The sequence below is a fragment of the Kitasatospora sp. NPDC056273 genome (genome assembly GCF_042268845.1).
GTDB lineage: Bacteria > Actinomycetota > Actinomycetes > Streptomycetales > Streptomycetaceae > Kitasatospora.
Genome location: NZ_JBHJSJ010000007.1, coordinates 195,837 through 220,428, shown reverse-complemented (window position 1 = coordinate 220,428; position 24,592 = coordinate 195,837). Strand labels below are relative to the sequence as shown.

The window sequence follows — 24,592 nt, the reverse complement described above, 5'->3', positions numbered from 1 at the left end:
CGGGTCCGGGTTCGGCTGCGGGTGGGTCAGCCGCAGCAGCCGCCGCCGCAGCAACCGCCCCCGCCCCCGGCGGGGGCCTGCGGGGCGGCGGCCGCGCCGCCCGTGACGGCGACGGTGGACAGCAGCTTCACGGTGTCCTGGTGGCCCTGCGGGCAGACGGCGGGGTCGTTGGCCTGGGCCATCGGGCGGCGGAGCTCGAAGGTGGCGCCGCAGGAGCGGCAGCGGAAGTCGTAGCGAGGCATACCGGCAGGGTACCGAGCGGGGTCCCCGCCGGCAGCCCGCTTCGGGTGCTTCGGTGCTACCAGCGCGTCCCGTGCTCTTTGGTGCTACCGGTGGCCGCCGAGGTCCCCGCGGATCAGCTCGATCACCCGTGCCGCCGTGTCCCGCACCGCCGCGAGCTCGGTCAGGAAGTGCCAGTAGTCGGGGTGCCGGCCGGCCGCCTCCAGGGTGGCCACGGCGCGGTCCAGCCGGGCCACCGCCTCGTCCAGCGGGGCGGCGTGCCGCGGGTCCGGCGCGCTGCGCCCGGTCATCGCCAGCCGCTGCGCGTCCCGGATGGCGAAGCGGGCGCGCTCGATCTCCCGGTTGGGGTCGTGCTGCACCTCGTTCAGCTGCCGCAGCCGGTCGTTCGCCGCGAGCACCGAGCCGTCGGCGGTCTCCAGCAGCGCGCGGACCGTCCCGATCGCGGCGGTGGCGTCGGCCCAGCGCTGCTCGTCCCGGGCCCGGGCGGCCTCGGCGAGCTTGCGCTCGGCGGCCCGCCCGGCCTCCGCGACCTGGTCCGGCACCCGCTGGAGGTCCTGCCAGCAGGCGGTGCTGAACCGGCGGCGCAGCTCGCTCAGGGCGGGCTCGACCGTCTCGGCCTTGGTCTCCAGCGCCTGGATGCGGGTCCGCAGGCTCGCCACCCGCCGGTCGATCTCCCGCGCCCGCTCCGGCAGTTGTCCGGCGTCGGCGGCGATCGCCTCGGCGCGCTGCTTCACGTCCTCCGCGCGCCGCAGGGTGTCCGCGACCCCGTGCCGGGCCGGGCCCTCGTTCAGCCGGCCGAGCTCGGGCGCCAGTTCGGCGAGCCGGGCCGCCAGGTCGTCCGCCCGCAGGCCGGCGCCGCGCGCCCCGTCCAGCGCGGTGGTGGCCGCGAGCAGCGCGCGCTTGGCCTGCTCGACCGCCGGGGTGACCCGCATCAGCTGCTGCTCGGCGTGCTCGACGGTCGGCTGCAGGCGGCGCAGGAAGTCGTTCAGCTCCGCGCGGGCCGAGCCGAGCTGGCTCTTCACGTCCTCCAGCCGGCGCCTGGCCTGCGCGGCCGTGCCGGCGTCCAGGGTCTCGCTGTCCAGGTTGTGGGCGTCGAGCGCGGCGAGGTAGTTCACGGTGACCTGCTCGACCCGGCCGGAGATCGCCGCCAGGTCGGCCAGCGCACGCTGCGCCGCCGGGCCCTCCTCGGCCGCGCGGACGGTCTCCACCGCGAGCTGCACCTCGCGCTGGGTCTCCTCCAGCTCGTAGAACGCCTCCTGGGCCGCCGCCCGGGCCTCCCGGGCCTGCGCCCGTCCGCCCTCGCCGCCGCCCCGCCGGCCCCACCAGCCGCCGGTTCCGGCGGAGGCCAGCCCGACCGCGGCCAGCGCACCCGCCAGCGCCACCGGCACCACCAACGCGTCGGCCAGTGCCGCCCCCGCCCGACGCCGCCCCCGCCCGCTCCCGCCGGCCACCGTCACTGCGCGCTCCCTGCTCCGACCCGCTGATCCGGCCCCCATTCTCCCCGATCCCCCCGCCGGCCCGGCACCCCCTCCCACCCCGCCCGCCGCACGGCCCCGCCCCTCACCGGGCGCCCGTCCCCCACCACCTCCCGGGACCAGGTACCCTAGGCTCTCGTCGTGCGCCCGGTCGGGCCACGGCAGGGGGCGCGTAGCTCAGTGGTAGAGCGCTGCTCTTACAAAGCAGATGTCGGCGGTTCGAAACCGTCCGCGCCCACAGCAGGGAGCCCGGTGCCCCCGACCGGGATGGTCGGGGGCACCGGGCTCTCGTGGTGTCGGCGCCGGGGCCGGGTCAGACCTCGAGGACCCGCAGGGCGGGGTGGTCGACCGTGTTGAGGTAGAGCTTCTCCTTGGTGCCCTCCTGCTCCAGCTCGACGACCAGCCGGTAGCGGTACAGGCCGGGCTTGGCGGTGCTGAGCACGGTGCCGGCCCAGTAGTAGTAGACCGGGGTCAGCGGGGAGCGCATGCGGTCGGGCATGCCGTAGATCTTGAGCTCGGTGAAGAGCTTCCGCTCGGCCACGTCCTCCTCGTCACCCAGTTCGGTGTCGAGGACCACGATGTTGTTGATCTTGGGCATGGGCGGCCAGGTGCCGTCCAGCCGCCGCTCCATGTCGAGCGGGCGGATGATCCAGTTGATCACCTGGCCCTGCTTGCAGACCGTCTCCAGCTGCCGGGTGCCCTGGCCGGACCCGCCGACGCTGTTGTCCATCATGTACATCGCGTCGCCCAGCGAGCGGTTGGCCGTGGCCCGCTCCATGTTCACGAGCGTGACGACGTTGAGCTGGACCGAGTTCAGCTGCCCGGGGTTCTGCTTCCCCTCGGTGGCGCTGCTTGCCGTGGTTGTCAAGGTTCCTCCTTCGAGCGCGCCGCTCCGGGCGGTCCACCCGCCCGGAGCCGTCCGTTGCGCGGAGCGGTCAGGTGGCCCGGCCGACCAGGACGGGCGACACGGTGGTGGTGATCGGCTCGGCCTGGGTGCCCAGCCGGAACCGGATCCGGTACGGCACGGGGGACGCGGCGTCCTTCTTCACCGTCCCGGTCCAGTAGGCGACGTCGGTGCCCGGGTACACCTTCCGGACCGGCTCGCACACCTCGTGGTCGATCTCGATCCCGTCGATGGCCACGTAGGCCTCGCACTCGAGCGCCAGCACGTTCCAGAGCAGCTGGTCGCCGGCCTTGACCTTGGTCCGCAGCTCCTCGGTGCCGAAGTCGGCGGACCCGCCGGCCTTGTTGGTGTCGTACAGGTACAGGTGGCCGTGGGTGCTCTGGGACGCCAGCATGCCCACGCAGTCCACCACCGCGGTGATCGAGATCGGGCGCTTCGGCGTGGTCTTCAGCCGTGGCTTGGTGGTCATCTACTCCTCCTCGTCCTTACGGGGACTTCCTGGGACAGCGGTTCAGCCGAAGGCGGCCGGGGCGATCGGCAGGTAGCCCACGCCCGCCCCGGTGAAGCCGTTCCGCTTGGGCTCCGCGGTGATCCGGAGCTTCGACTCGCAGGTGAGGTTGACCGGCTCCCAGGTCCACTCGCCCGCCCGCTGGATCAGCTCGTGGAGCTGGATCCGCATCTTGTAGCTGTACGTGCCGGGCCGGGAGGTGTCGATCGTCGCCGACCAGTACCAGCCGTCGGTGACCAGGTCCGGGGAGCCGTACTCGGCCGGGTAGATGATCTTCTCGTCCACCGCCTCGCCGAAGATGTCGGTGATCACCGGCGCCGGGTAGCTGTGGGTGTCCTGGCCGTGGTCGGAGACCACCCGGCCGGTGACGTCCAGGACCCGCTGCCCGGAGAGGGCCGCGGTGCGCGAGGCGCCGTTGACCCTGGTGCCGACGGTCTGCCGGATCCGGGTGAGCGCGGCCTCGGTGTCGCCGTTCGCGACCCCGGCCTTCTCGCTCAGGTTCGCGAGCTCCGCCAGCGCCTCCTTCTCGGCCGCCCGCGCCCGGGTGGTGTGGTAGCCGCGGGGCACCGTCGGGGGGATCGAACCGAGGCTGTACGGGAGCCAGTTGAGCACCTGCTCGCCGGCCTGCGAGCCGTCGCTCCAGTAGCTGCCGTTGATCGCGGTGACCAGCTCGCCGGTGCCCTGGTTCAGGGAGCCGTGGAGCTTCATGTTGTCGAACAGATAGGTGTTGCCGGTCAGCGTCCGGGACTCCAGCGCGTTGCCGACGTCCACGAGCACGATGATCGCCAGTTGTTGGGCCATGCGCCCACCCTCCTTGTCGGTGTTCCGCCTACAGGCACATCAGTGCGGGCGAGTCGATGTGCAGCACGCTGTGCTCGCCCTCGTACATCTGGAGCTCCAGCCGGTACCGGTACGGCACCCCGGGCACCAGGTACGGCGGGACCACGCCGGACCAGACGTTGAGGTCCAGCTGGCCGGCCGACACCCGGTGGTCGGCGGGCGCAGCGCCGTCCGCGCCGTCCGCCGCACCGGCGTCCACGCCCTCGACCGCGGAGCCGGCCGGAGCGGCGGGGTCGACGCCGTACGCGTCCGCGCCCGCGGCCCCGTCCGCCGGCACGAAGCTGATGCTCCGGATCTCGACGGGCGTCTGCAGGTCCACCGCCAGGGCGGACCACTGGACCACCTGGCCGGGGACCACCACGGTGACCAGGTCGGGCGTCCCCTGGTTCTTGCTGTCGAACGACCCGTCGTCGATCAGGCAGAGGTTGCCGTTGAGCAGCGACTTGTCCGAGAGCGCGCCGATCACGTCCACCACGACGGCGATGTTCACTTGCGGTTTCATCCTCACTCCATTCCTCGAACCAACGTTCCGGAGCGGCGGTCGTACCGCCCCGCCGGCTTGGTCAGTCCCGGTCAGCCCCGGTCGCGCACCAGCGGCACCTTGCCGACCGACGTCCGCTCGATCTCCGTGGACGCCCGGGGCACGAACTTGACCAGGAACCGGTAACCGGTCTTCTCGATCGAGGCGGGGTTCGCCTCGCCCTGGTTGAACAGCGAGAGCGAGCGGGGCAGCGCGTTGACGAAGACGTGCTGGACCCCGTACGGGCCGAGCGCGGCGTCCATCCGGTACGTCAGACCGGCGACGTCGTCGACCGAGGCCAGCAGCGTGATCGTCTTGCCCTCGCGGTGGTTCACGAACTGGATCTCGTGGGCCACCACGTCCAGGTCCATCGCGGTGGCCTTGAGCAGGTCGTCCCGCAGTGCCTCGTACGCGCGCGGGGCCGAGTACTGGCTGTCGTTCAGGTGCAGGATGTCCCCGGTGCGGCCGGCGAACTCGAACTGGCCGGTCTTCAGCCCGGGCCCGTCCAGCCGGGGGCGGCGGATCATCCGGTCGCCCAGCTTCAGCCGCAGCAGCGGGGCCTCGTGCCCGTGCAGCCGGGTGACGACCAGCTCGCCCTCCTCGCCCTCGGCGACCCAGCGGCCCTTCTCGTCGACGATCTCCACCAGGTGCAGCCCGGGCACGGCCGCCAGGCAGGGGGACTCCTCCGTCAGCTGCAGCCCGATGGTCTCGGCCTGGGTGGCGGCGAAGTAGCTGAGGATCGACAGGTTCGGGTACATCGCCTTGAGCTCCGCCCGCTTGCGCTGCGGCAGCACCCCGCTCCCGTACAGCGCCACCCGGAAGCTCTCCTTGGCCTCCTGGCTCATGCCCGCGCCCAGCTCGCTGAGGATCGCGATGCCGGCGGTGATCCCCATCAGCGCCTTCGGGCCGGGGTAGGAGAACATGTGCTCCAGCACCGGGGCGGTGACCGGCCCCGCGCCGATGTAGTTGACCCCCGGCACCTGGGCCAGCACCCCGCCCACCATGGTGCCGCTGCTCCACATCTGGTAGTCGGCCAGCGTGGTGTACAGCCACTTGGGGTCGGTGCCGGGCAGGTACCTGGCGAGCTGGTAGGTGCCCATGAAGCGGCCGGCCACCTCGTAGGTGTCCCGCAGCTCCCGCAGCGAGTACACCGACTCCAGGGGCTTCCCGCCGCTGGTGCCGCCGCTGGCCACGATCTCGAAGCCGCCGCGCGCCAGCGGCACCACCATGCCCGGGCGCGAACCCATGAAGAACTCGCGCTGGGTCTCCTTGTCCGACAGCGGGATCCGCTGCCAGTCCTCGTACGTCTGCGGGGCGGCGTCGACGCCGGCGCCCGACAGGCGGCTGCGCCAGAGCGGGTTGAGCCGCACCGTGTTGACCATCTGCTGCAGGCGGCGCAGCACCAGGGCGTCCTGGAGCTCGTGCGACACCTCGCTGTACGGCGCCTGGCAGACCCGCTCGCACTCGCGGAGCTTGCTCGCGAACGAGGGGAGCTTCTCCACCGCGTCGACCGACTCCGGATTCAGCTCCCACTCGGGGATCAGCCAGCTCGCCAGTTCGTCGATGCCGCCGGGTGCCGCCGGCCGGTCGGGCGCGACACTCACTGCACTCATCGTCAATTCCCCGTCCTTCTGTTGTTCACGTGTTCATGTGCCGTCGTTCGTTCGGCAGGGATTGTTCGGGCACGGTTCTTTGGCGGCCCTCAGCGGGCGTCGGCCAGGAGGTCGGTACCGACCCGCCTGATCTCGCCGAGCAGCATCCGGAAGTGTTCGGCGGTGATCTGGTGGTTCATCATCACCACGCGCAGGGCGGCTACCCCGTCGATGTTCACCTTGGAGATGAAGAAATTCCCCCGGATTTTGATCCGGTTCCTGATCGCCACCTGGAGGCGGTGCACGCCGTCGTCCGGAAGTTCTGCCGGTCGGTAGCGGAAGCACAGGATGTTGGCCTCCGGGCGGTGCAGCGTCTCGAAATCCGGTTCGTCCAGGAGAATCCGGTGGATTTCCCCGGTCAGGTCGCAGAGGTACTCGATCTTCTCGGCGAACAGGGCCGGGCCGTAGACGGACCAGAGGGCCCACAGCGGCATGATCATGGGCCGCTTGGTGCACTCGAAGTTCCGGGCTCCGCTGTCGAGCTCGGTGTAGCGGTCCGGCTCCTCGTCGAAGACGTAGCTGGCGCGCTGCTGGAAGGCCCCGAGGCTGTCCTCCTTGTTCCGGTAGAACAGCAGCGTGCAGGGCGCCGGGACGAACATCATCTTGTGCGCGTCCCAGGCCACCGAGTCGACCTTCTCGATGCCCCGCAGTTTGTGCCGGAGCCGGTCGGAGACCAGCAGGCTGGCGCCGTGGGCGCCGTCCACGTGCAGCCAGATGCCGGCTTCCCGGGCGATGTCGGCGAGTCCGTCGAGCGGGTCGAAGGCGCCGACCGAGGTGGTGCCGGCCGAGGCGACCAGGGCGAACACCTTCAGCCCCCGCTGCTCGGCCGCCGCCAGGGCGGGCCGCACCTGCTCCAGGCAGATCTGCTGCTCCGCGTTGATCGGCAGGCGGACGATCTGCGACTCGCCGATCCCCAGGATCCCGGCCGCCCGCGAGACGCTGTAGTGCACGTCCGCGCCGACCGCGATGGCCGGGCGGGGCAGGCCGTCCCCCGACGGACTGCCGTCCGACCAGAAGCCGGGGAACATCTTGTTCCTGGCCGCCAGCAGCGCGGTCAGATTGGCCAGCGACCCGCCCGAGGTGGTCACCATGGCGAAGGAGTCCGGTTCCCACCCGATGAAACGGTTCAGCTCCTCGGCCATGATGCGCTCCGCCACGCTGGGCAGCTGGCCCGCCTCGTAGAACGAGGACGGCTGGTTGACCACCGAGCTGACGAAGTCGACGACCCCGCCCAGCGGCACCACGCCCGAGAACTGCCGGCCCATGTACCCCGGCGAGTGGACCTGGATCCCCGTCCTGATGTACAGGTCGGTGATCGCGTCCAGCCGCTTCTCGTCGAAGGCCGCGATCTTCTCGCGCTCGGAGGTCATCAGGGCCCTGGCGGCCAGCGTCAGCGTTTCGGGGTCGATGAGTTCGAGCCCTCTGATCGAGGAATCGGCCAGATGGCTTTCGAGCCGGTTCAGTACCGTCTCGGAATTCTCCCGGAACAGCTCGGGGTCGAACGTGTCCGCCGGCATTCCGCCGTCGCACGGTTTTCCGACCCCGGGAGTTGCGGAGCGACTCGGCTTCTGAGCGCCGAGCAGCGATCCGACTCCGCTTTTTTGCTCGATCGTCTTCTGATTCGAGCGAGATTCCACCATAGGAGCCCCCCAATGGCCCTTGTTGAGGACATCGAGACTTTCCCTTTCCGGAACGGTGCATGTCCAGCTGGGTCACTCCAACGGGTGAATCTTCGTTTTTTATCGGCGTTCGATTGCGGCCCGTCGCTGAACGACTCCGGTGCGTGACATCCGGCATCGCTGCTGGCCAGGGTGGTAGGGCGGCTTGTCACATTTCGAACATTGCAATCGAACGCTGAGGTTGTTATTCGAACGCCAGCCGGGAATGTGCCGTTTTGGCCCCCGGGTCCGCCCGACGGGCCGATTCCGCCCCTTCTGGCCGGTAACGGACCAGGACCGCCGCCCGGTCCTCGTGCCGCACCCGCTACGGGGGCCGGCGATCCCGGGTGATAGGGAGGTGGGATGGCTGAGGTGGCTGAGGTGGCGTTCGACGCGGTGCTGTGCGATGTGGACGGCGTGATCCGGTTCTTCGACGGGAGCCGGGTGGCCGCGCTGGAGCGGGCGGCGGGACTGGCGGAGGGGAGCACGGCGGAGGTCGGGTTCGCGCCGGAGAACGACCTCCCGCTGCTGCTCGGGCGGATCGGGAAGGCGCAGTGGGTGGACTCGATCGCGCGGGGGCTGGCCGGCCGGGTGACGGACGCGCAGGCGCGCGCCCTGGCGCAGGCGTTCGCGGACTCGCCGTTCCGGGCGGACGAGGCGGTGGTGGGGCTGCTGCGGCGGGCCCGGGAGCACTGCCGGGTGGTGCTGGTGACCAACGCGACGGCGTGGCTGGACGAGGACCTGGCGCTGCTGGGGCTGACGGACCTGGCGGACGAGGTGGTGAACAGCTCCCGGGTGGGCAGTGCCAAGCCGGACCGGCGGATCTACGAGATCGCCGCCGAGCGGGCCGGGGCGGCGCCCGAGCGGTGCCTGTTCGTCGACGACCGCCAGGAGAACGTGGACGCGGCGGTGGCGCTGGGTATGACCGGGGTGCGCTACCGGGGGCCGGAGGACCTGCGGCGGGCGCTGGCGGCGGTGCTGGACGGGCGGGGGGTGTTGGGCTGACGGGGTGCTGGGCTGAGGGGGTGCTGGGCTGAGGGGGCTCGGGTCGGCGGGCGGTGCTCGGGCTGAGGGGGCTCGGGTCGGCGGGCCGTGCTCGGCGGCGGGTGGCGGGGCCGGGGGCGCCGGGCGAGGATCGGGGGGACCGGTCGGACCCCTGGGAGCGGTGGGCGGATGGCTGAGCAGGTCGGGGAGCAGGTCGGGGCGCAGGCCGGGGGGTCGCGGGCGGAGCTGTCCTCGCGCCTGAACTGGCTGCGCGCGGCCGTGCTGGGGGCCAACGACGGCGTGGTGTCGACGGCGGGCATCCTGACCGGCGTGGCGGGTGCGGCGGGCTCCCGGACGGCGCTGCTCGCGGCCGGGGTGGCCGGGCTGCTGGCCGGGGCGATGTCGATGGCGGCCGGCGAGTACGTCTCGGTCAGCACCCAACGGGACACCGAGCGGGCCGCGTTGGCGCGGGAGCGGCGGGAGCTCGCGGAGGACCCGGAGGGGGAGCTCGACGAGCTGACCGACTACTACCGGGGCAGCGGGCTGGCGGACGGCCTGGCCCGGGAGGTGGCGACGGCGCTGACCGAGCGGGACGCGCTGGCCGCCCACGCGCAGACCGAACTCGGCATCGACCCCGACGTGTTGACCAACCCCTGGGAGGCGGCACTGGCCAGCGCGGCGGCGTTCACGCTGGGCGCGCTGGTGCCGCTGCTGGCGGTGCTGCTGCCGCCGGAGTCGTGGCGGCTGGTGGTGACGGTGGTGGCGGTGGTGGCCGCGCTGACCCTGTCGGGCTGGGCGAGCGCCCGGCTGGGGGGTGCCGGTCCGGCCCGGGCGGTCCTGCGCAACGTCGTGGGCGGGTTGCTGGCGATGGCGGTGACGTACAGCGGTGGCGTGCTGCTGGACCAGGTCACCGGGTGATCGCGCCCCCGGCCGTACGGGCGGACCGTGGCGGCGGGGCCCGGGCACGCCGGGTGACGGCCCCGGTCGGCTCGACGGGCGGGCCGGTCCGGCCTGTGTTTGTGTGGCTGCAAACCGCTTGGGAGAGGTGACTTGCCGTGACCATGCCCCCGTTCGGATCGAACGATCCGTTCTCCGACCTGCTCAGCCGGTTCTTCGGGATGAGCCCGCTGGCCTCCCCGCCCGCCGTGCAGCGGGTGCCGATCGGGCGGCTGCTCAGCGAGTCCTCGCAGGAGCTGCTCGCGCTGGCCGCGCAGCGGGCGGCCGAGGACGGCTCCAGCGACCTCGACACCGCGCACCTGGCCTGGGCGGCCACCCGGGTGGACCCCTCGCGCCGGATGCTGGAACGGGCCGGGATCGACCCGGACCGGCTCTCCGGCGACCTGGAGCACGCCCTGCCGTCCGGCAACCCCGAGACGGTGGACGGCCGGCCGGCGCTCACCCCCTCGGCCAAGCGCGCGCTGCTCGCCGCGCACGCCCGCTCGCAGGAGGCCGGGGCCTCGTACATCGGCCCGGAGCACATCCTCGGCGCGCTGCTCGACCAGGAGCGCTCGGGCGCCGGGGTGGCGCTGCGCAACGCGGCGCCCTCGCAGGAGGCGCTGAAGTCGGTGCTGGAGGGCCGCGGCACCGGCGGCGAGCGCAGCAGTACGGGCGCCCACCCGAGCGAGACGCCGACGCTGGACGAGTACGGGCGCGACCTCACCGAGGAGGCGCGCTCGGGCCGGCTGGACCCGGTGGTGGGCCGGGCCGAGGAGATCGAGCAGACCGTCGAGATCCTCTCCCGGCGGACCAAGAACAACCCGGTGCTGATCGGTGAGCCGGGCGTCGGCAAGACCGCGATCGTCGAGGGCCTGGCCCAGCGGATCGTCTCCGGGGACGTGCCGCAGAGCCTCAGGGAGAAGCGGGTGGTCACCCTCGACCTGACCGCGCTGGTGGCCGGCTCCAAGTACCGGGGCGAGTTCGAGGAGCGGCTGAAGAACGTGATCGACGAGGTCACCGCGGCCGAGAAGAGCGTGATCCTGTTCCTGGACGAGCTGCACACCGTGGTCGGCGCGGGCGGTGGCGGCGAGGGTTCGATGGACGCCGGCAACATCCTCAAACCGGCGCTCGCGCGCGGTGAGTTGAGCGTGGTCGGCGCGACCACCCTGGACGAGTACCGCAAGCACGTGGAGAAGGACGCCGCGCTGGAGCGCCGCTTCCAGCCGGTGCTGGTGCCCGAGCCGAGCGTCGAGGAGACGATCGAGATCCTCCAGGGGCTGCGCGACGCGTACGAGGCGCACCACCAGGTGCGGTTCACCGACGAGGCGCTGGACGCCGCGGCGACGCTCTCCGACCGGTACGTCAGCGACCGCTTCCTGCCCGACAAGGCGATCGACCTGCTGGACCAGGCCGGTGCGCGGGTCCGGCTGCGCAGCCTGAGCGGCTCCACCGAGGCGACCGGGGTACGGGACCGGATCACCAAGCTGAAGCGGGAGCTGGACGAGGCCGTCGCGGACGAGGAGTTCGTCCGGGCCGCCAACCTGAAGACCGAGCTGCGGCAGACCGAGGACGAGCTGGCGGCGGTCGCCGAGTCCCGCGAGGAGGTCGTCGACGTGACGGCCGACGACATCGCGCAGGTGCTCTCCTCCCGGACCGGCATCCCGGTCGCGGAGCTGAACGCGACGGAGAAGGAGCGGCTGCTCAAGCTGGAGGACCACCTGCACCAGAAGGTGATCGGCCAGGACGAGGCGGTCACCGCCGTCTCCCAGGCGGTGCGCCGCGGCCGGGCCGGGATGGGCGACCCGGAGCGCCCGACCGGCTCCTTCCTCTTCCTCGGGCCGACCGGCGTCGGCAAGACCGAGCTGGCGAAGGCGCTGGCGGCACTGCTGTTCGGCGACCCGGACCGGATGATCCGCTTCGACATGAGCGAGTTCCAGGAGAAGCACACCGTCTCCCGGCTGGTCGGCTCCCCGCCCGGGTACGTCGGCTACGAGGAGGCCGGGCAGCTGACCGAGGCGGTGCGCCGCAAGCCGTACAGCGTGCTGCTCTTCGACGAGGTGGAGAAGGCCCACCCGGACGTCTTCAACCTGCTGCTCCAGGTGCTGGATGACGGGCGGCTGACCGACTCCCAGGGGCGTACGGTCGACTTCCGCAACACCGTGGTGATCATGACCAGCAACATCGGCTCGCAGCGGATCCTCGACCACGCGGGCAACGTGGACGAGATCAGGGACGACCTGATGCGGGATCTGCGGCAGCACTTCCGGCCGGAGTTCCTCAACCGGATCGACGAGGTGATCGTCTTCCACGCGCTCACCCGGAAGGACCTGCTGTCGGTGGTGGACCTGCTGCTGGAGCGCAGCCGGCGGCGGCTGCGGGCCCAGGACGTCCGGCTGGAGGTCACCGAGGCGGCCAAGGAGTACCTGGTCAACCGGGGCTACCAGCCGGAGTTCGGGGCCCGGCCGCTGCGCCGGACGATCCAGTCGGAGCTGGACAACCGGATCTCCAACCTGCTGCTGGACGGTTCGGTGCGGGAGGGGGACACCCTGATCGCGGAGGTCAGCGACGGGGAGCTGGTGGTCACGCTGGCGCGGCCGGAGGCCTCGGCCACCTTCGAGGAGGCGGAGGCGAAGGCCGCTGCCGCCGAGGGCTGATCCGGTCGCGGCGGGCTTGGTTCGGGCGTACTCCAGGGGGAGTACGCCCGAACGCCACTGCTGGAGGACGCGTGGGGGCGCGGCGCGGGTCTAGCTTGTGGGCATGATGCCGCCCACCTCCCCGCCGACCGAGCCGCCCGTGGCGGAGCAGCCGCCGGGGGAGTCGCCCGAGCCGCCGCGCCCGCCGTGGGCGCGCGCGGCCGCGGCGGGCCACGCGCTGGGGCCGGCGGTGGCGGTCGCGGCGATCCAGGTGGTCGGCTCGACCGTCGCCGCGCACGGCCAGCACGGGCGGGTCCCGCTGGACGCCCTCGGCTACCTCCTGCTGCTGCTCGGGCCGGCCCTGCTGGTGCTGCGCGGCCGCCGGCCGGTCGCGGTGGCGGCCGGCACCTCGGTGGTCACCGCCGGGTACCTGGCCGCCGGGTACCCGTACGGGCCGGTCTTCGTGAGCTGGCTGATCGCCTGCTGCGCGGCGATCGGCTCCGGGCACCGCCGGGCGGCCTGGACGGGCGCGGCCGGGGTCTACCTGGTGCACCTGCTGGGCGCCTTCGTGCTGCCGGCGAGCTGGCAGCGCGCCGCCCCGCCCTCCGGCAGCGTCTGGCCGCAGGAGCTCGGGCTGCTGGCCTGGCTGCTGCTGGTGATGGCGGGCGGCGAGCTGGTCCGGTTCCGGCGCGAGCGGATCGCCGCCCACCGGGCCTACCGGCAGCAGCTGGAGGAGCGCCGGGCCAACGAGGAACGGCTCAAGATGGCCCGGGAGTTGCACGACATCCTGGCGCACAGCCTGTCGCTGATCAACATCCAGGCCGGGGTCGCGCTCGCGCTGCTCGACCGGCGGCCGGAGGAGGCGCGCGGGGCGTTGGTCACCATCAAGTCGACCAGCAAGGAGGCGCTCGGCGAGGTCCGCCAGGTGCTCGCGACGCTGCGCGGGCCCGGCGCGCCGCCGCGCGGGCCGGCCCCGGGGCTGGACCGGCTGGACGAACTCACCGAGCAGGCGGACCGGGTGGGCCTGGAGGCGGAGGTGCAGGAGCGCGGCGAGCGGCGCGCGCTGTCCGCCGCCGTCGACCTCACCGCCTTCCGGATCGTCCAGGAGGCGCTCACCAACGTGGTCCGGCACTCGGCGGCCCGGCAGGCGGTCGTGGTGCTGGACTGGACGGACCGGGCCGTGCTGGTGGTCCGGGTGGAGGACCCGGGGCCCGCGGTGCCCGGTGACGCGGGCGGGTCGGGCAGCGGGCTGGTCGGGATGCGGGAACGCGCGGCGGCGTTCGGTGGCACCATCACGGCGGGGCCGCTGCCCGACGGCGGCTTCCGGGTCCGGGCGGAGCTGCCGACACCGAAGGCGGAGAGCGATTGATTCGGGTACTGCTGGCGGATGACCAACTGCTGGTCAGGGCGGGCTTCCGGGCCCTGCTGGACCTCCAGGACGACCTCACGGTGGTCGGCGAGGCGGACGACGGCGAGGCCGCGGTCCGGCTCGCCCGCGAACTCGTGCCGGACGTCGTGCTGATGGACGTCCGGATGCCGCGGATGGACGGGCTGGAGGCGACCAGGAGGATCGCCGAGGATCCGGCGCTGTCCTCCGTGCGGGTGGTCGTGCTGACCACCTTCGAGCTGGACGAGTACGTCTTCGAGGCGCTGCGCTCCGGGGCGGCGGGCTTCCTGGTCAAGGACACCGAGCCGGCCGACCTGCTGCGGGCGGTCCGGGTCGCCGTCGCGGGGGACGCGCTGCTCTCGCCGGGGGTCACCCGGCGGCTGATCGGCGAGTTCGCCGCCCGGTCGAAGCGGCCCGAGACCGTGCCGCAGGGGCTCTCGGACATCTCGACGCTGACCGAGCGGGAGCGCGAGGTGCTGGCGCTGGTCGGGATGGGGCTGTCCAACGAGGAGATCGCCCGGCGGCTGGTGGTCAGCCCGCTGACGGCGAAGACGCACGTCAGCCGGGCGATGGTGAAGCTCGGGGTGCGGGACCGGGCGCAACTGGTGGTGCTGGCCTACGAGTCGGGGCTGGTGCGGCCGGGCTGGCTGGGCTGAGCGCGGAGGCGGTCGGGGCGCGGGCTGCTCCCGGGCCGGAGCGTCGCGGGTGGTTCGTACTCTCCCGGGAGTATCCCAACTGCCGCTGCTGGTAGGACGCGCGATGAGGCTCTTCGGCGGGACGCTTCAGGTGCCTCGGGAACCGCCCGAGGCGCTGGAAGCCCACCACCGAGGAGTTGAACCACCATGTACACCCAGCTGGCCGACTGGCACGGCCCGGGCCCGTGGATCCTGCTGATCCCCCTGGTCTGGATCGCCGTGGTGGTCCTGGTGATCGCGGTCCTGCGCCGCACGGTCTGGCGGCGGCACGGTTGCGGGTACGGCGCCAGGGCCGGGTTCGGGCCCGGATCGGGAGCCGGGGCCGTCGCGGAGCATCCGCTGGCCGTCCTGGGCCGCCGCTACGCCGAGGGCGACATCGACGCCGAGGAGTACCGCGCCAAGCGGGCCGTGCTCAGCGAACCGCCGCGGGGCGACCCTGGAGGAGGTGGCGCCAAGTGACCGCCCCGGGCGTCGTACGGGGCGCCGCCGCCCGGGTGGCCGACGACCGGGTCGCCGACGCCGTGGAGGTCCACGGTGTCGGCGGCGCCGGGGGCCGGCGACCCGGCCGCATGACGGTGGGCCGGAGGCTCAGCCCGCCTGCTGCGGGAAGACCTCCCGCAGCAGCGGGTCCGGCAGTCCGCGCTTGCGCCACTCGCGCGGGTAGCCGAGCGAGACCTCCGTGAACGGGACGCCGTCGTAGGTGGTCCGGCGCGGGATGTGGAGGTGGCCGTAGATCATCGCCGCGGTGTTGAACCGGGTGTGCCAGTCGGCGGTCAGCTCGGTCCCGCACCACTGGGCGAACTCGGGGTACCAGAGGATCTCGGTGGGCTGGCGGACCAACGGGTAGTGGTTGACCAGGACGAGCGGGATGTCCGGGTCGCAGGCCGCCAGCCGCTTCTCGGTCAGCCGGACGCGCTCGCGGCACCAGGAGTCGCGGTCCGGGAACGGGTCCGGGTAGAGCATCCGCTCGTCCGCGCAGACGATGCCGCTCTCGTAGGCGGCCGCCAGGGAGGCCTCCTTGGTGGTCGTGCCCGGCGCGCGGAAGGTGTAGTCGTAGAGGAGGAAGAGCGGGGCGATGCGGACGGGGCCGCCGGGGCCCTCCCAGACCGGGTACGGGTCCTCGGGGGTCACCACGCCGAGCCGGCGGCAGCGTTCCACCAGGTGCTCGTAGCGGGCCACTCCGCGCAGCTGGACCGGGTCCTCGGGGTGGGTCCACAGCTCGTGGTTGCCGGGCACCCACACCACGCGGGCGAAGCGTTCGGCGAGCAGGCCGAGGGCCCATTCGATGCTGGTGGTGATCTCGGCGACGTCACCGGCGACGAGCAGCCAGTCCCCGGGGTGGGAGGGTTGGAGCTTCTCCACCAGGTCGCGGTTCTCCTGGTAGGAGATGTGCAGATCGCTCACGGCGAGCAGCCGTCCACCCGTCGGGGTGGTCCGTTCCGGCTGTGCCTCGCTGCGGTTCTCCGTAGTCACTCCTGCCCCCTGAGGTCGCCCGGCCAATGGGGCCCACCCTACGTGGCGGGCGGGGGGAGTGGGGCGGGTTGACGGGATCAGTCGTTCGAACCGTCGGTTCAGGAGCCGAGGTCAGCCCGGCGATTCACCGGTGGTTCACCGGCGGGTCAGGGCCGGGACGGTGGATCGGGAGCCGAGCGGAAGGCGGGCTGAGGACAGGAGGCGGGATCAGGGGCCGCGAGCAGAAGGGGAGTTGGGGTCGAGCCGGTTCAGGAGCTGATGTCGATGAGCACCCCGTGGGAGGTGGCGGTGGTGACGGCGAGGATCGCCAGCGAGGCGATGCCGAAGGTCAGGCCGAGGACGGCGCGGCCGCGCCGGTTGGTGCCGCGGACCAGGGCCAGGGTGGCCAGGGTGATGGCGATCGGCCCGAGGACGATGTTGAACAGCAGCAGGCCGGGCAGGCCGAGGAGGAAGGAGGCGACAGCGAGGCCGTCGGCCTCGGCGGTGCCCTGACGGCCGGTCGCCTGACGGGCAGTCTGCTGGGCCTGGCGCTCCGGGCGGTCAATGTTCTGGCGGCCGATGGCGAGGCGGCCGGTGGCGATGCGGTCGGTGACGGTGCTCATGGTGGTGCGGGTCCTCTCTGAAGAGTGGCCGCGGGTGCGGTCCGCGGAGCGGCCGGGTCAGCGGTGCCGGAGGCGGGCGATGCCCTCGCGGGCGCCGAAGGCGAGCAACCAGGTGGTGATGCCGGCGGAAGCGGCGAGGAAGACCGGGAGCGAGGTGTGGGCGGCGGTGCCGATCAGGATGCCCATGGCGACCAGAGCGGAGAGCAGGATCACGGCTGACTCCTTCGGCTGCGGCTGGGACTGCGCCGATTTCGGTTGACAAGTGTTCACTGACTTCGGTCCCACTCTACGCTCGGCTGGCCAAGTTCGGCAAACGAATGTTTACTGAATGGCGTGAGTCACACCGTTGGGGCCAGACAGGCCCAGAAGCAGCAGAGTCGGCGGGCCTTGCTGGACGCCGGGCTGCACCTGTTGGCCGATCAGAACCTGGCGAGCCTGGGCGTCCGCGAGGTCACCCGCGAGGCGGGGCTCTCCCCGGCCGCCTTCTATCGGCACTTCCCGGACCTCGCCGCCCTCGGGGTGGCGCTGGTCGAGGAGTCGCTGGCCAGCCTGCACGTCATGATCCGTTCGGTGCTCGCCGAGGCCGGCGACGCCGAGGAGCTGATCGACCGCGCGGTGGACGTGATCGAGCGGCACGTCCGCGAACACCGGCCGCACGTCCGCTTCCTGGCGCGCGAGCGGCACGGCGGGGTGCGGCGGGTGCGCGAGGCGATCGACGCCGAACTCGGCCGCTTCGCCGCCGAGGTGGGAGCCGCCCTGGCGCTGCAGCCGCAGTCGCGGGGGTGGAGCGAGCAGGACCTGCGGATGCTCGCCGAGCTGTACGTCGACCACATGGTCTCCACGGCCGCCGCCTTCCTGGAGGCGCTGGAGACGGACCCGGCCCGGGAGCGGCGGATCGCCGCCACCGCGCGCCTCCAACTGCGCCTGATCAGTCTCGGTCGGGAGCACTGGCAGGCGGGTTGACCGTCCGGGGGTTGGCCGGGTGGCGACGATAACCGGTCATTGCGGCTTGGGCGGTTCTTGGTGTTGCTTTGACTCTTGACAGTGGGTCATGTCCGCGACAGCTTTGGTGCACCCCCACCAGTGGATCCCCCCACACCGAGAGGTCTCTCATGAAGAAGCCGCTCAAGCCGCTCATAGGCACGGTCGCCGCGTTCCTGGTCGCCGGGGCCACCGCCCTCGGCGGAGCCGCTCCGGCCCAGGCCGCGGCCTCCGCCGACAAGTCCGCAGCCAAGCCCGTCACCGCCGTCAACTTCGCCGGGACGGTCGCCCTCAGCAACTGCTCCGGCTCGCTGGTGCGGATGCCCGGCTCGACCGCGAACGACCCGGCCCTCATACTCTCCAACGGCCACTGCCTGGAGACCGGCATGCCCGGTCCGGGCGAGGTGGTCCTCAACCGGTCCTCCAGCCGGACCTTCACCCTGCTCAACGGGAGCGGCAGCGGTGTCGCCACGCTGCGCGCGAACAAGATCGTCTACGGCGCGATGACCGACACCGACGTGTCGATCTACCAGCTGAACACCACCTACGCCTCGATCCAGTCCCGGTACGGCATAGCCCCGTTGACGATCGCCGCCATCCACCCGGTCCAGGGCACCTCGATCAAGGTCGTCTCCGGCTACTGGAAGAAGATCTACTCCTGCTCGGTGGACGGCTTCGCCTACCGGCTGAAGGAAGCCGACTGGACCTTCAAGGACTCGGTCCGCTACACCTCCACCTGCAACGTGATCGGCGGCACCTCCGGCTCGCCGGTGGTCGACGCCTCGACCGGCCAGGTGGTCGCCGTCAACAACACGATCAACGAGAGCGGCGAGACCTGCACCCTGGACAACCCCTGTGAGGTGGACCAGAACGGCGCGGTGACGGTCCGTCCGGGCATCGGCTACGCCCAGGAGACCTACGGGATCCCGGCCTGCTTCGCCGCCGGCAACCGCTTCGACCTCACCCTCGCCGGCTGCACCCTGCCCCGCCCGTAAGCCACCAGGGCAACCGCGCTGACCAGCACTTTTCCCCCGATGGGCCATCCGCGAACGGCGGGTGGCCCATTCGGCCGTCCGTCGGTCGGCCACCGCTCCACCCCGCTCCACCCGGCCGTCCACCAGTCGGCCACCGCTCCACCCCGCCCCACCAGTTCCACCGCGCTCCACCCGCACCATCCGCTCCACCCGCGCCGCGCGGCCGTACCGGCGGGCGGCGATCATGTCAGCTGAACAGATGGAGAGTTGATGACCACCACCGTGAGAAGGCTGCTGGCTTCCGCCCTGCTGATACCGCTGCTCGCGCTCGGCGGCCTGGCGAGCCCGGCGTCCGCCGCCGACGGCCAGGGCGCGCAGGGTGCCCAGGGGGCGCAGGGTGACCAGGGCAAGGGGTCCCGCCACGGCCGGAGCCCCGCCGACGACCCGACCGCCGACATCAAGGACCGCCTGGCGGCGATCCCCGGCGTGACGATCACCGAGGAGAAGCCGACCACCACCGGTCACCGCTACTTCGTCGCCACGTACACCCAGCCGATCGACCACTTCCGGCCCTGGCTGGGCACCTTCCAGCAGCGCTTCAGCCTGCTGCACCGCGGCTACGACCGCCCGACCGTCTTCTACACCAACGGCTACACGCTGGGCACCAACCCGTCCCGCACCGAGCCGACCCGGCTGGTGGACGGCAACCAGGTGTCCATCGAGTACCGGTTCTTCACCCCCTCCCGCCCGGAGCCGGCGGACTGGTCGAAGGCCGGCATCCGCCAGGGCGCCGCGGACTCGCACCGGCTGGTGACCGCGCTCAAGCGGATCTATCAGGAGGAGTGGCTGTCCACCGGCGCCAGCAAGGGCGGCATGTCCTCCACCTACTTCCGCCGCTTCTACCCTGACGACGTGGCCGGCACGATCGCCTACGTCGCGCCGAACAACACGAACGTCAACGACTACCAGGCGTACAGCGACTTCTTCCGGACCGTCGGCACCCCCGAGTGCCGGGCGAGGCTGAACGCGGCCCAGCGCGAGCTGCTGGTGCGCCGTGACCGCCTGGTGCCCCGCTACGTCGCCGACAACAAGGCGTCCGGCTCCACCTTCAACACCCTCGGCTCCCCGGACCGCGCGTACGAGGCCGGGGTGCTGGACGTGGTCTGGGGCTTCTGGCAGTACAGCCTGGAGGCCGACTGCGCCAAGGTCCCGGTCGCCGCGACCGCGACCGACGACGAGCTGTACGCCTGGTTCGACTCGCAGTCCGGCATCACCGGCAACAGCGACCAGTCGCTGGCGAAGTACACCGCGTACTACTACCAGGCCGCGACCGAGCTGGGTGCGCCGTTCTTCGACGTCTCGCACCTGAAGGACGTGCTGCACTACGACTACAAGGAGCTCTACTCGGTCCGCAGCTACGTGCCGAAGGAGATCCCGACCGTCTTCAACCCGAACGCGATGCCCGACATCGACCGCTGGGTGAAGCGCGAGGGTGAGCGGATCATGTACGTCTACGGCGGCAACGACCCGTGGGGTGCCAAGCCGTTCCACCTCGGCCGGGGCAGCGAGGACAGCTACGTCTACACCGTGCCCGGCGGCAACCACGGCTCGAAGATCGAGCAACTGCCCGCCGCGCAGTCGGCGGAGGCCACCGCCAAGGTGCTGGAGTGGGCCGGTCTGGGCGACGCGAACGCCGCCCGCTCGCTCGCCAAGACGCCGCAGCCGGGTTCGGACTTCGGCCCGCTGGACGTCGAGGGCCAGCGGCTGGAGCAGGAGCGCCGCCCGCTGTAGCGCTCGCGCTCGCGCTAGGCAGCGCACCACCACGCATGAGGAGGAGGCCGTCCCGGAACCCGGGGCGGCCTCCTCGCGTCGTCCCGCGCCCCCGCGCCCGCATGTCCCCCGCGCCCGCACGTCCCCCGCGCCCCGCCGGCGGGAAGGTCGGGCCGCCCCAGCCCCTCCCCGAAGTAGTGAATCGGTGCTTCAATGCTTGCATGGCCTACCGACGCACGCCCGCCGTACAAGCCCGCCTGGACGCCCAGCGCGAAGCGGTGCTCCAGTCGGCGGTCGGCCTGCTCGCCGAGCGCGGCTACGGCGGCTGCACGATGGCCGCCGTGGCGGACCGCGCCGGGATCGCCACCGGCAGCCTCTACCAGCACTTCAGTGGCAAGGCCGAGCTGTCGGTGCAGCTGTTCCGCCGGGTGGTCACGCACGAGATCGACGCGGTCAACGCCGCCGTCGCCCGCCAGGACACGCCGAGGCGGCGGATCGCCGCCGTGGTCGAGACCTTCGCCGCTCGCGCCCTGCGCGCGCCCCGGCTGGCGTACGCGCTGCTGGTCGAGCCGGCCGACGCGGTCGTGGACGAGGAGCGACTGGTGTTCCGGCGGGCGTTCCGGGACGTGATCGCCACCGAGATCGCCGCCGCCGTGGCGAGCGGCGAACTCCCCGAGCAGGACCCGGTGCTGACCGCCGCCGCCCTGGTCGGCGCGGTCGGCGAGGCCCTGGCCGGCCCGCTCGCCGCCGCACCCGGAACAGCCGTACCCGGAACAGCCGCGTCCGGGGCAGCTGTCACACCCGGAGCGGCCGGGACCGGAGCGGCCGGGACCGGAGCCGCCGAGCCCGAACAGAGCGACAAGACCGCGGTGGTCCCCGCCCTGGTCTCCTTCACCCTGCGTGCCCTGGGAGGACGCGATGACAGCGACGCATGAGGTCACCAACCAGGTGCCCCTGCCGTACGGACACGACACCGCCGCCGACCCCACCCTGCTCGCCGCCCTCCAGCGGGCCGACGCCGGCTGGGCCGAGCCCGAGCTGCGCGAGCTGGGCCGGCTGGCTGGCTCCGAGCAGGCCGCCGAGTGGGCCCGGCTGGCCAACGAGAACCCGCCGGTGCTGCGCACCCACGACCGCTTCGGCCACCGGATCGACGAGGTCGAGTTCCACCCGGCCTGGCACGAGCTGATGCGCACCGCCGTCGGGTACGGCCTGCACGCCGCCCCCTGGCGCGACGAGCGCCCCGGCGCCCACTCCGCCCGCGCCGCCCGATTCTTCGTCTGGGGCCAGGTCGAGGCCGGCCACACCTGCCCGATCTCGATGACCTACGCCGCCGTCCCGGCCCTGCGCGCCAACCCGGCCCTGGCCGCCGAGTTGGAGCCGCTGCTGGCCGCCCGGGAGTACGACTACGGGCTGCGCGAGCCGCGTACCAAGCGCGGGCTGATCGCCGGCATGTCGATGACCGAGAAGCAGGGTGGCTCGGACGTCCGCACCAACACCACCACCGCCACCCCGCACGCCGACGGCACCTACCGGCTCACCGGCCACAAGTGGTTCACCTCGGCGCCGATGTCCGACCTCTTCCTGACCCTCGCCCAGGCCCCGGGCGGCCTCAGCTGCTTCGCGCTGCCGCGCGTCCTGCCGGACGGCGGCCGCAACCGCCTGCAGCTGATGCGGCTCAAGGACAAGCTCGGCAACAAGTCCAACGCCTCCGCCGAGCTGGAGTACGACGGCGCGGTCGGCTGGCTGGTCGGCGAGGAGGGCCGGGGCGTCCCGACCATCATCGAGATGGTCAACATGACCCGGCTCGACTGCACCGTCGGCGCGGCCTCCGGCATGCGCTACGGCGCCACCCGGGCGGTGCACCACGCCCTGCACCGGCGGGCGTTCGGCAAGGCGCTGGTCGACCAGCCGCTGATGCGCAACGTGCTCGCCGACCTGGTGGTGGAGTCCGAGGCGGCCACGATCGTCGCGATGCGGCTCGCCCGGGCCACCGACCGCGCCCTGGCCGGCGACGAAACCGACGCGCTGGTCCGGCGGTTGGGCCTCGCGGTGGCCAAGTACTGGGTGTGCAAGCGCGGTCCGGCGCACGCCGCCGAGGCGCTGGAGTGCCTGGGCGGCAACGGCTACGTGGAGGAGTCCGGGATGCCCCGGCTCTACCGGGAGGCGCCGCTGGTGTCGATCTGGGAGGGCTCCGGCAACGTCGCCGCCCTGGACGCGCTGCGTGCCATGGCCAAGCGCCCGGAGACCGTCGAGGCCTTCCTCGGCGAACTCGACGCCGCCGCCGGCGCGGACCGCCGGCTGGACGCGGCCGTCGCCGCGCTGCGCAAGGAGCTGACCGACCCGGGGGACCTGGAGTACCGCACCCGTCGGCTGGTCGAGTCGATGGCGCTGGCCCTCCAGGGCTCGCTGCTGGTCCGGTACGGCAGCCCGGCGGTCGCCGACGCGTTCTGCGCGAGCCGGCTCGGCGGCGACCACGGCGCGGCCTTCGGCACCCTGCCGTCCGGCGTCGACACCGGGGCGATCATCGACCGCGCCCGCCCGGTGATCGCGTGAGCGACCGGGAGGCGGACGGCGTCGGGGAGGCGGAGGGCGTCCGGGCGTTCTGGCAGGGCCTCGGCCTGCCGGGGCTGATCGACGTGCACACCCACTTCATGCCGAAGAACGTCCTCGACAAGGTGTGGGCGTACTTCGACGCGGCCGGCCCGCTGGTGAACCGCCCGTGGCCGATCACCTACCGCGAGGCCGAGGAGCAACGGGTCCGGCGGCTGCGGGACTTCGGCGTCCGGGCGTTCACGTCCATGCTCTACCCGCACAAGCCCGGCATGGCCGGCTGGCTGAACGGCTGGGCCGCCGACTTCGCCGCCCGCACCCCGGAGTGCCTGCACACCGCGACCTTCTTCCCCGAGCCCGGGGCGCCCGGCTACGTGGCCCGGGCGATCGAGGACGGCGCCCGGGTGTTCAAGGCGCACCTCCAGGTCGGCGGCTACGACCCGGCGGACCCGCTGCTGGACGGGGTCTGGGGGCTGCTCGCCGAGACCGGCACCCCGGTGGTCACCCACTGCGGGTCCGGGCCGGTGCCGGGCAAGTTCACCGGCCCCGGCCCGATCGGCGCGGTGCTGGAGCGGCACCCCGGCCTGGTCCTGGTGGTCGCCCACCTCGGGATGCCCGAGTACCGCGACTTCCTCGACCTGGCCGAGCGCCACCCGGCCGTCCGGCTGGACACCACCATCGCGTTCACCGACTTCGCCGAGGCCGACGTCCCGTTCCCGCGCGCGGAACTGCCGCGCCTGCGCGGGCTGCGGGAGCGCGTCCTGCTCGGCAGCGACTTCCCCAACATCCCCTACCGGTACGTCCACCAGCTGGAGGCGCTGGCCGGGCTGGGGCTGGGGGAGGAGTGGCTGCGGGCGGTCTGCCACGACAACGCGGCCGCCCTCTTCGGACTCGGACCGGGCCCCGAACCGCGACCCGAACCGCGACCCGAACCGCGACCGGAACCGCGACCCGAAGCGGGGCCCGAACCGGGGCCTGAACCGAGGGGCTGATCACCGCACCGTCCGCAGCACCTCCAGCGCCCGGGCGTGCAGCCCGGGCGCGGCGGCGAGGAAGCCGTCGGAGCCGGCCGTCCAGGCCGCCCCGGCGGCGTCCGTCACCGTGGCGCCCGCCTCGCGGGCGATCAGCGCGCCGGGCAGCAGGTTGCCCGCGTCCAGGCCGTACTCCCAGAACAGCGCCAGGTGCCCGGAGCCGACCTGGGCCACCTGGAGCGCGGTCGGGCCGAGGTTGCGCACCGCCAGGACCGCGCCCGCCATCGCGGACAGCGACTCGCCGGCCCGGCGCAGCGCCACCGGGTCGGCGGCCACCCGGGGCGGCTGGCTGGTGGCGGCGACGGTGACGGCCAACTCCCGTTCCAGGGGCGCGATCGGCCGCCCGTCCAGCTCGGCCCCGCCGCCGAGCACCGCCCGGTAGGTACGGCCGTCCTGCTCCGGGGCGTGCACCACGGCCAGCACCGCCGCGCCGTCCCGCACCAGCGTGGCGGTCACCGCCCAGTGCGGCTGCCCGAGCAGGTACTGCACCGCGCCGTCGGTCGCGTCGCACAGCCACCACTCGCCCTCGGTGGGCACTGGGCCGTCCAGTTCCTCGGACACCCAGCCGGCCCGGGGGCGCAGCGCCGTCAGCCGCTCCCGCAGGGCGGCGGCCGCCGGGCCGTCCAGCTCGGCGAAGCGGGCCGCCGCCTCTTCGACGGTCCGCGCCGTGACCGGCTCGGCGGACCGGCGTGCCACCAGCCCCGCACCGACCTCGCGCACCGCGGCCTCCACGTCCTTCGCCAGCCTCCACAGCCCGTCCGTCACGGTGACTCCTCCTC

General features: G+C 72.8%; 24 protein-coding genes and 1 tRNA gene. 13 read left to right on the top strand and 12 right to left on the bottom strand.

The window, feature by feature from the left end; genetic code table 11:
• Positions 1-26: 26 nt before the first annotated feature.
• Positions 27-242 (bottom strand): zinc ribbon domain-containing protein, encoded by a 216-nt coding sequence (locus ACFCY1_RS09645; RefSeq protein WP_049659427.1) that lies wholly within the window; start codon positions 240-242, stop codon positions 27-29.
• 84 nt (positions 243-326) lie between these two features.
• Positions 327-1,736 (bottom strand): hypothetical protein, encoded by a 1,410-nt coding sequence (locus ACFCY1_RS09640; protein WP_375874108.1) that lies wholly within the window; start codon positions 1,734-1,736, stop codon positions 327-329.
• Positions 1,737-1,881: 145 nt separating this feature from the next.
• Here ACFCY1_RS09640 and ACFCY1_RS09635 point away from each other — a divergent pair.
• Positions 1,882-1,953, top strand: a tRNA-Val gene (locus tag ACFCY1_RS09635).
• 75 nt (positions 1,954-2,028) lie between these two features.
• On the opposite strand, the gene ACFCY1_RS09630 is transcribed toward ACFCY1_RS09635, so the two are convergent.
• The 6 genes from ACFCY1_RS09630 to ACFCY1_RS09605 form a co-directional block, all read right to left on the bottom strand.
• Positions 2,029-2,583, bottom strand: coding sequence for a hypothetical protein (locus ACFCY1_RS09630; protein ID WP_049654908.1), 555 nt, complete (start codon positions 2,581-2,583; stop codon positions 2,029-2,031).
• A gap of 67 nt (positions 2,584-2,650) precedes the next feature.
• On the bottom strand, positions 2,651-3,088 hold the full coding sequence (locus tag ACFCY1_RS09625; RefSeq protein WP_074000783.1) for a hypothetical protein: 438 nt from the start codon (positions 3,086-3,088) through the stop codon (positions 2,651-2,653).
• Positions 3,089-3,130: 42 nt separating this feature from the next.
• A complete protein-coding gene (locus tag ACFCY1_RS09620) occupies positions 3,131-3,928 on the bottom strand; it encodes a hypothetical protein (RefSeq protein ID WP_074000784.1) in 798 nt (265 codons plus the stop codon).
• 28 nt (positions 3,929-3,956) lie between these two features.
• Entirely contained in the window at positions 3,957-4,469 is a 513-nt protein-coding gene (locus tag ACFCY1_RS09615; RefSeq protein ID WP_375874107.1) for a hypothetical protein, read from the bottom strand.
• 71 nt (positions 4,470-4,540) lie between these two features.
• Positions 4,541-6,100, bottom strand: a complete 1,560-nt coding sequence (locus tag ACFCY1_RS09610) for a hypothetical protein (protein WP_181970563.1) — start codon at positions 6,098-6,100, stop codon at positions 4,541-4,543.
• A gap of 89 nt (positions 6,101-6,189) precedes the next feature.
• Positions 6,190-7,656: a pyridoxal phosphate-dependent decarboxylase family protein gene (locus ACFCY1_RS09605; protein WP_375874106.1), complete on the bottom strand. Its 1,467-nt coding sequence runs from the start codon at positions 7,654-7,656 to the stop codon at positions 6,190-6,192.
• Between the two features lie 504 nt (positions 7,657-8,160).
• Between ACFCY1_RS09605 and ACFCY1_RS09600 the strand changes: the two genes are divergently transcribed.
• The 6 genes from ACFCY1_RS09600 (at position 8,161) to ACFCY1_RS09575 (ending at position 14,891) form a co-directional block, all read left to right on the top strand.
• A complete protein-coding gene (locus ACFCY1_RS09600; RefSeq protein WP_375874105.1) occupies positions 8,161-8,802 on the top strand; it encodes an HAD family hydrolase in 642 nt (213 codons plus the stop codon).
• A gap of 168 nt (positions 8,803-8,970) precedes the next feature.
• Positions 8,971-9,699: a VIT family protein gene (locus tag ACFCY1_RS09595; protein ID WP_074000789.1), complete on the top strand. Its 729-nt coding sequence runs from the start codon at positions 8,971-8,973 to the stop codon at positions 9,697-9,699.
• Between the two features lie 137 nt (positions 9,700-9,836).
• The gene (locus ACFCY1_RS09590; protein ID WP_375874104.1) at positions 9,837-12,371 is read left to right on the top strand and encodes an ATP-dependent Clp protease ATP-binding subunit; all 2,535 of its coding nucleotides are present in this window, start codon (positions 9,837-9,839) and stop codon (positions 12,369-12,371) included.
• Positions 12,372-12,474: 103 nt separating this feature from the next.
• Positions 12,475-13,719, top strand: coding sequence for a sensor histidine kinase (locus tag ACFCY1_RS09585; RefSeq protein ID WP_375874103.1), 1,245 nt, complete (start codon positions 12,475-12,477; stop codon positions 13,717-13,719).
• The gene (locus tag ACFCY1_RS09580; protein ID WP_375874102.1) at positions 13,716-14,393 is read left to right on the top strand and encodes a response regulator; all 678 of its coding nucleotides are present in this window, start codon (positions 13,716-13,718) and stop codon (positions 14,391-14,393) included. Before ACFCY1_RS09585 ends, ACFCY1_RS09580 begins: the two co-directional genes overlap by 4 nt.
• A 186-nt stretch (positions 14,394-14,579) precedes the next feature.
• Complete coding sequence (locus tag ACFCY1_RS09575; RefSeq protein ID WP_117487545.1) at positions 14,580-14,891, top strand: SHOCT domain-containing protein; 312 nt, start codon at positions 14,580-14,582, stop codon at positions 14,889-14,891.
• 129 nt (positions 14,892-15,020) lie between these two features.
• Here the strand turns inward: ACFCY1_RS09575 and ACFCY1_RS09570 are convergent, their stop codons facing one another.
• The 3 genes from ACFCY1_RS09570 to ACFCY1_RS09560 all read right to left on the bottom strand — a co-directional run bounded on the left by ACFCY1_RS09570 (position 15,021) and on the right by ACFCY1_RS09560 (position 16,720).
• The gene (locus tag ACFCY1_RS09570) at positions 15,021-15,905 is read right to left on the bottom strand and encodes a metallophosphoesterase (RefSeq protein ID WP_049654506.1); all 885 of its coding nucleotides are present in this window, start codon (positions 15,903-15,905) and stop codon (positions 15,021-15,023) included.
• A gap of 248 nt (positions 15,906-16,153) precedes the next feature.
• A complete protein-coding gene (locus ACFCY1_RS09565; RefSeq protein WP_375874101.1) occupies positions 16,154-16,507 on the bottom strand; it encodes a DUF4190 domain-containing protein in 354 nt (117 codons plus the stop codon).
• Between the two features lie 57 nt (positions 16,508-16,564).
• The gene (locus ACFCY1_RS09560) at positions 16,565-16,720 is read right to left on the bottom strand and encodes a hypothetical protein (protein ID WP_159028531.1); all 156 of its coding nucleotides are present in this window, start codon (positions 16,718-16,720) and stop codon (positions 16,565-16,567) included.
• Between the two features lie 120 nt (positions 16,721-16,840).
• Between ACFCY1_RS09560 and ACFCY1_RS09555 the strand changes: the two genes are divergently transcribed.
• From ACFCY1_RS09555 to ACFCY1_RS09530, 6 genes are all read left to right on the top strand, one after another.
• Positions 16,841-17,470 (top strand): TetR family transcriptional regulator, encoded by a 630-nt coding sequence (locus ACFCY1_RS09555; RefSeq protein WP_049654505.1) that lies wholly within the window; start codon positions 16,841-16,843, stop codon positions 17,468-17,470.
• A 149-nt stretch (positions 17,471-17,619) separates the two neighbouring features.
• On the top strand, positions 17,620-18,483 hold the full coding sequence (locus ACFCY1_RS09550) for a serine protease (RefSeq protein WP_375874100.1): 864 nt from the start codon (positions 17,620-17,622) through the stop codon (positions 18,481-18,483).
• 249 nt (positions 18,484-18,732) lie between these two features.
• Entirely contained in the window at positions 18,733-20,253 is a 1,521-nt protein-coding gene (locus ACFCY1_RS09545; RefSeq protein WP_053112204.1) for a S28 family serine protease, read from the top strand.
• 200 nt (positions 20,254-20,453) lie between these two features.
• Positions 20,454-21,167: a TetR/AcrR family transcriptional regulator gene (locus ACFCY1_RS09540; RefSeq protein ID WP_375874099.1), complete on the top strand. Its 714-nt coding sequence runs from the start codon at positions 20,454-20,456 to the stop codon at positions 21,165-21,167.
• Positions 21,151-22,785, top strand: a complete 1,635-nt coding sequence (locus ACFCY1_RS09535) for an acyl-CoA dehydrogenase family protein (RefSeq protein ID WP_074000798.1) — start codon at positions 21,151-21,153, stop codon at positions 22,783-22,785. The genes ACFCY1_RS09540 and ACFCY1_RS09535 overlap by 17 nt, the downstream gene beginning before the upstream one ends.
• Complete coding sequence (locus tag ACFCY1_RS09530; RefSeq protein WP_375874098.1) at positions 22,782-23,774, top strand: amidohydrolase family protein; 993 nt, start codon at positions 22,782-22,784, stop codon at positions 23,772-23,774. Before ACFCY1_RS09535 ends, ACFCY1_RS09530 begins: the two co-directional genes overlap by 4 nt.
• On the opposite strand, the gene ACFCY1_RS09525 is transcribed toward ACFCY1_RS09530, so the two are convergent.
• Positions 23,775-24,578 (bottom strand): inositol monophosphatase family protein, encoded by an 804-nt coding sequence (locus tag ACFCY1_RS09525; protein ID WP_375874097.1) that lies wholly within the window; start codon positions 24,576-24,578, stop codon positions 23,775-23,777.
• Positions 24,579-24,592 lie beyond the last annotated feature (14 nt).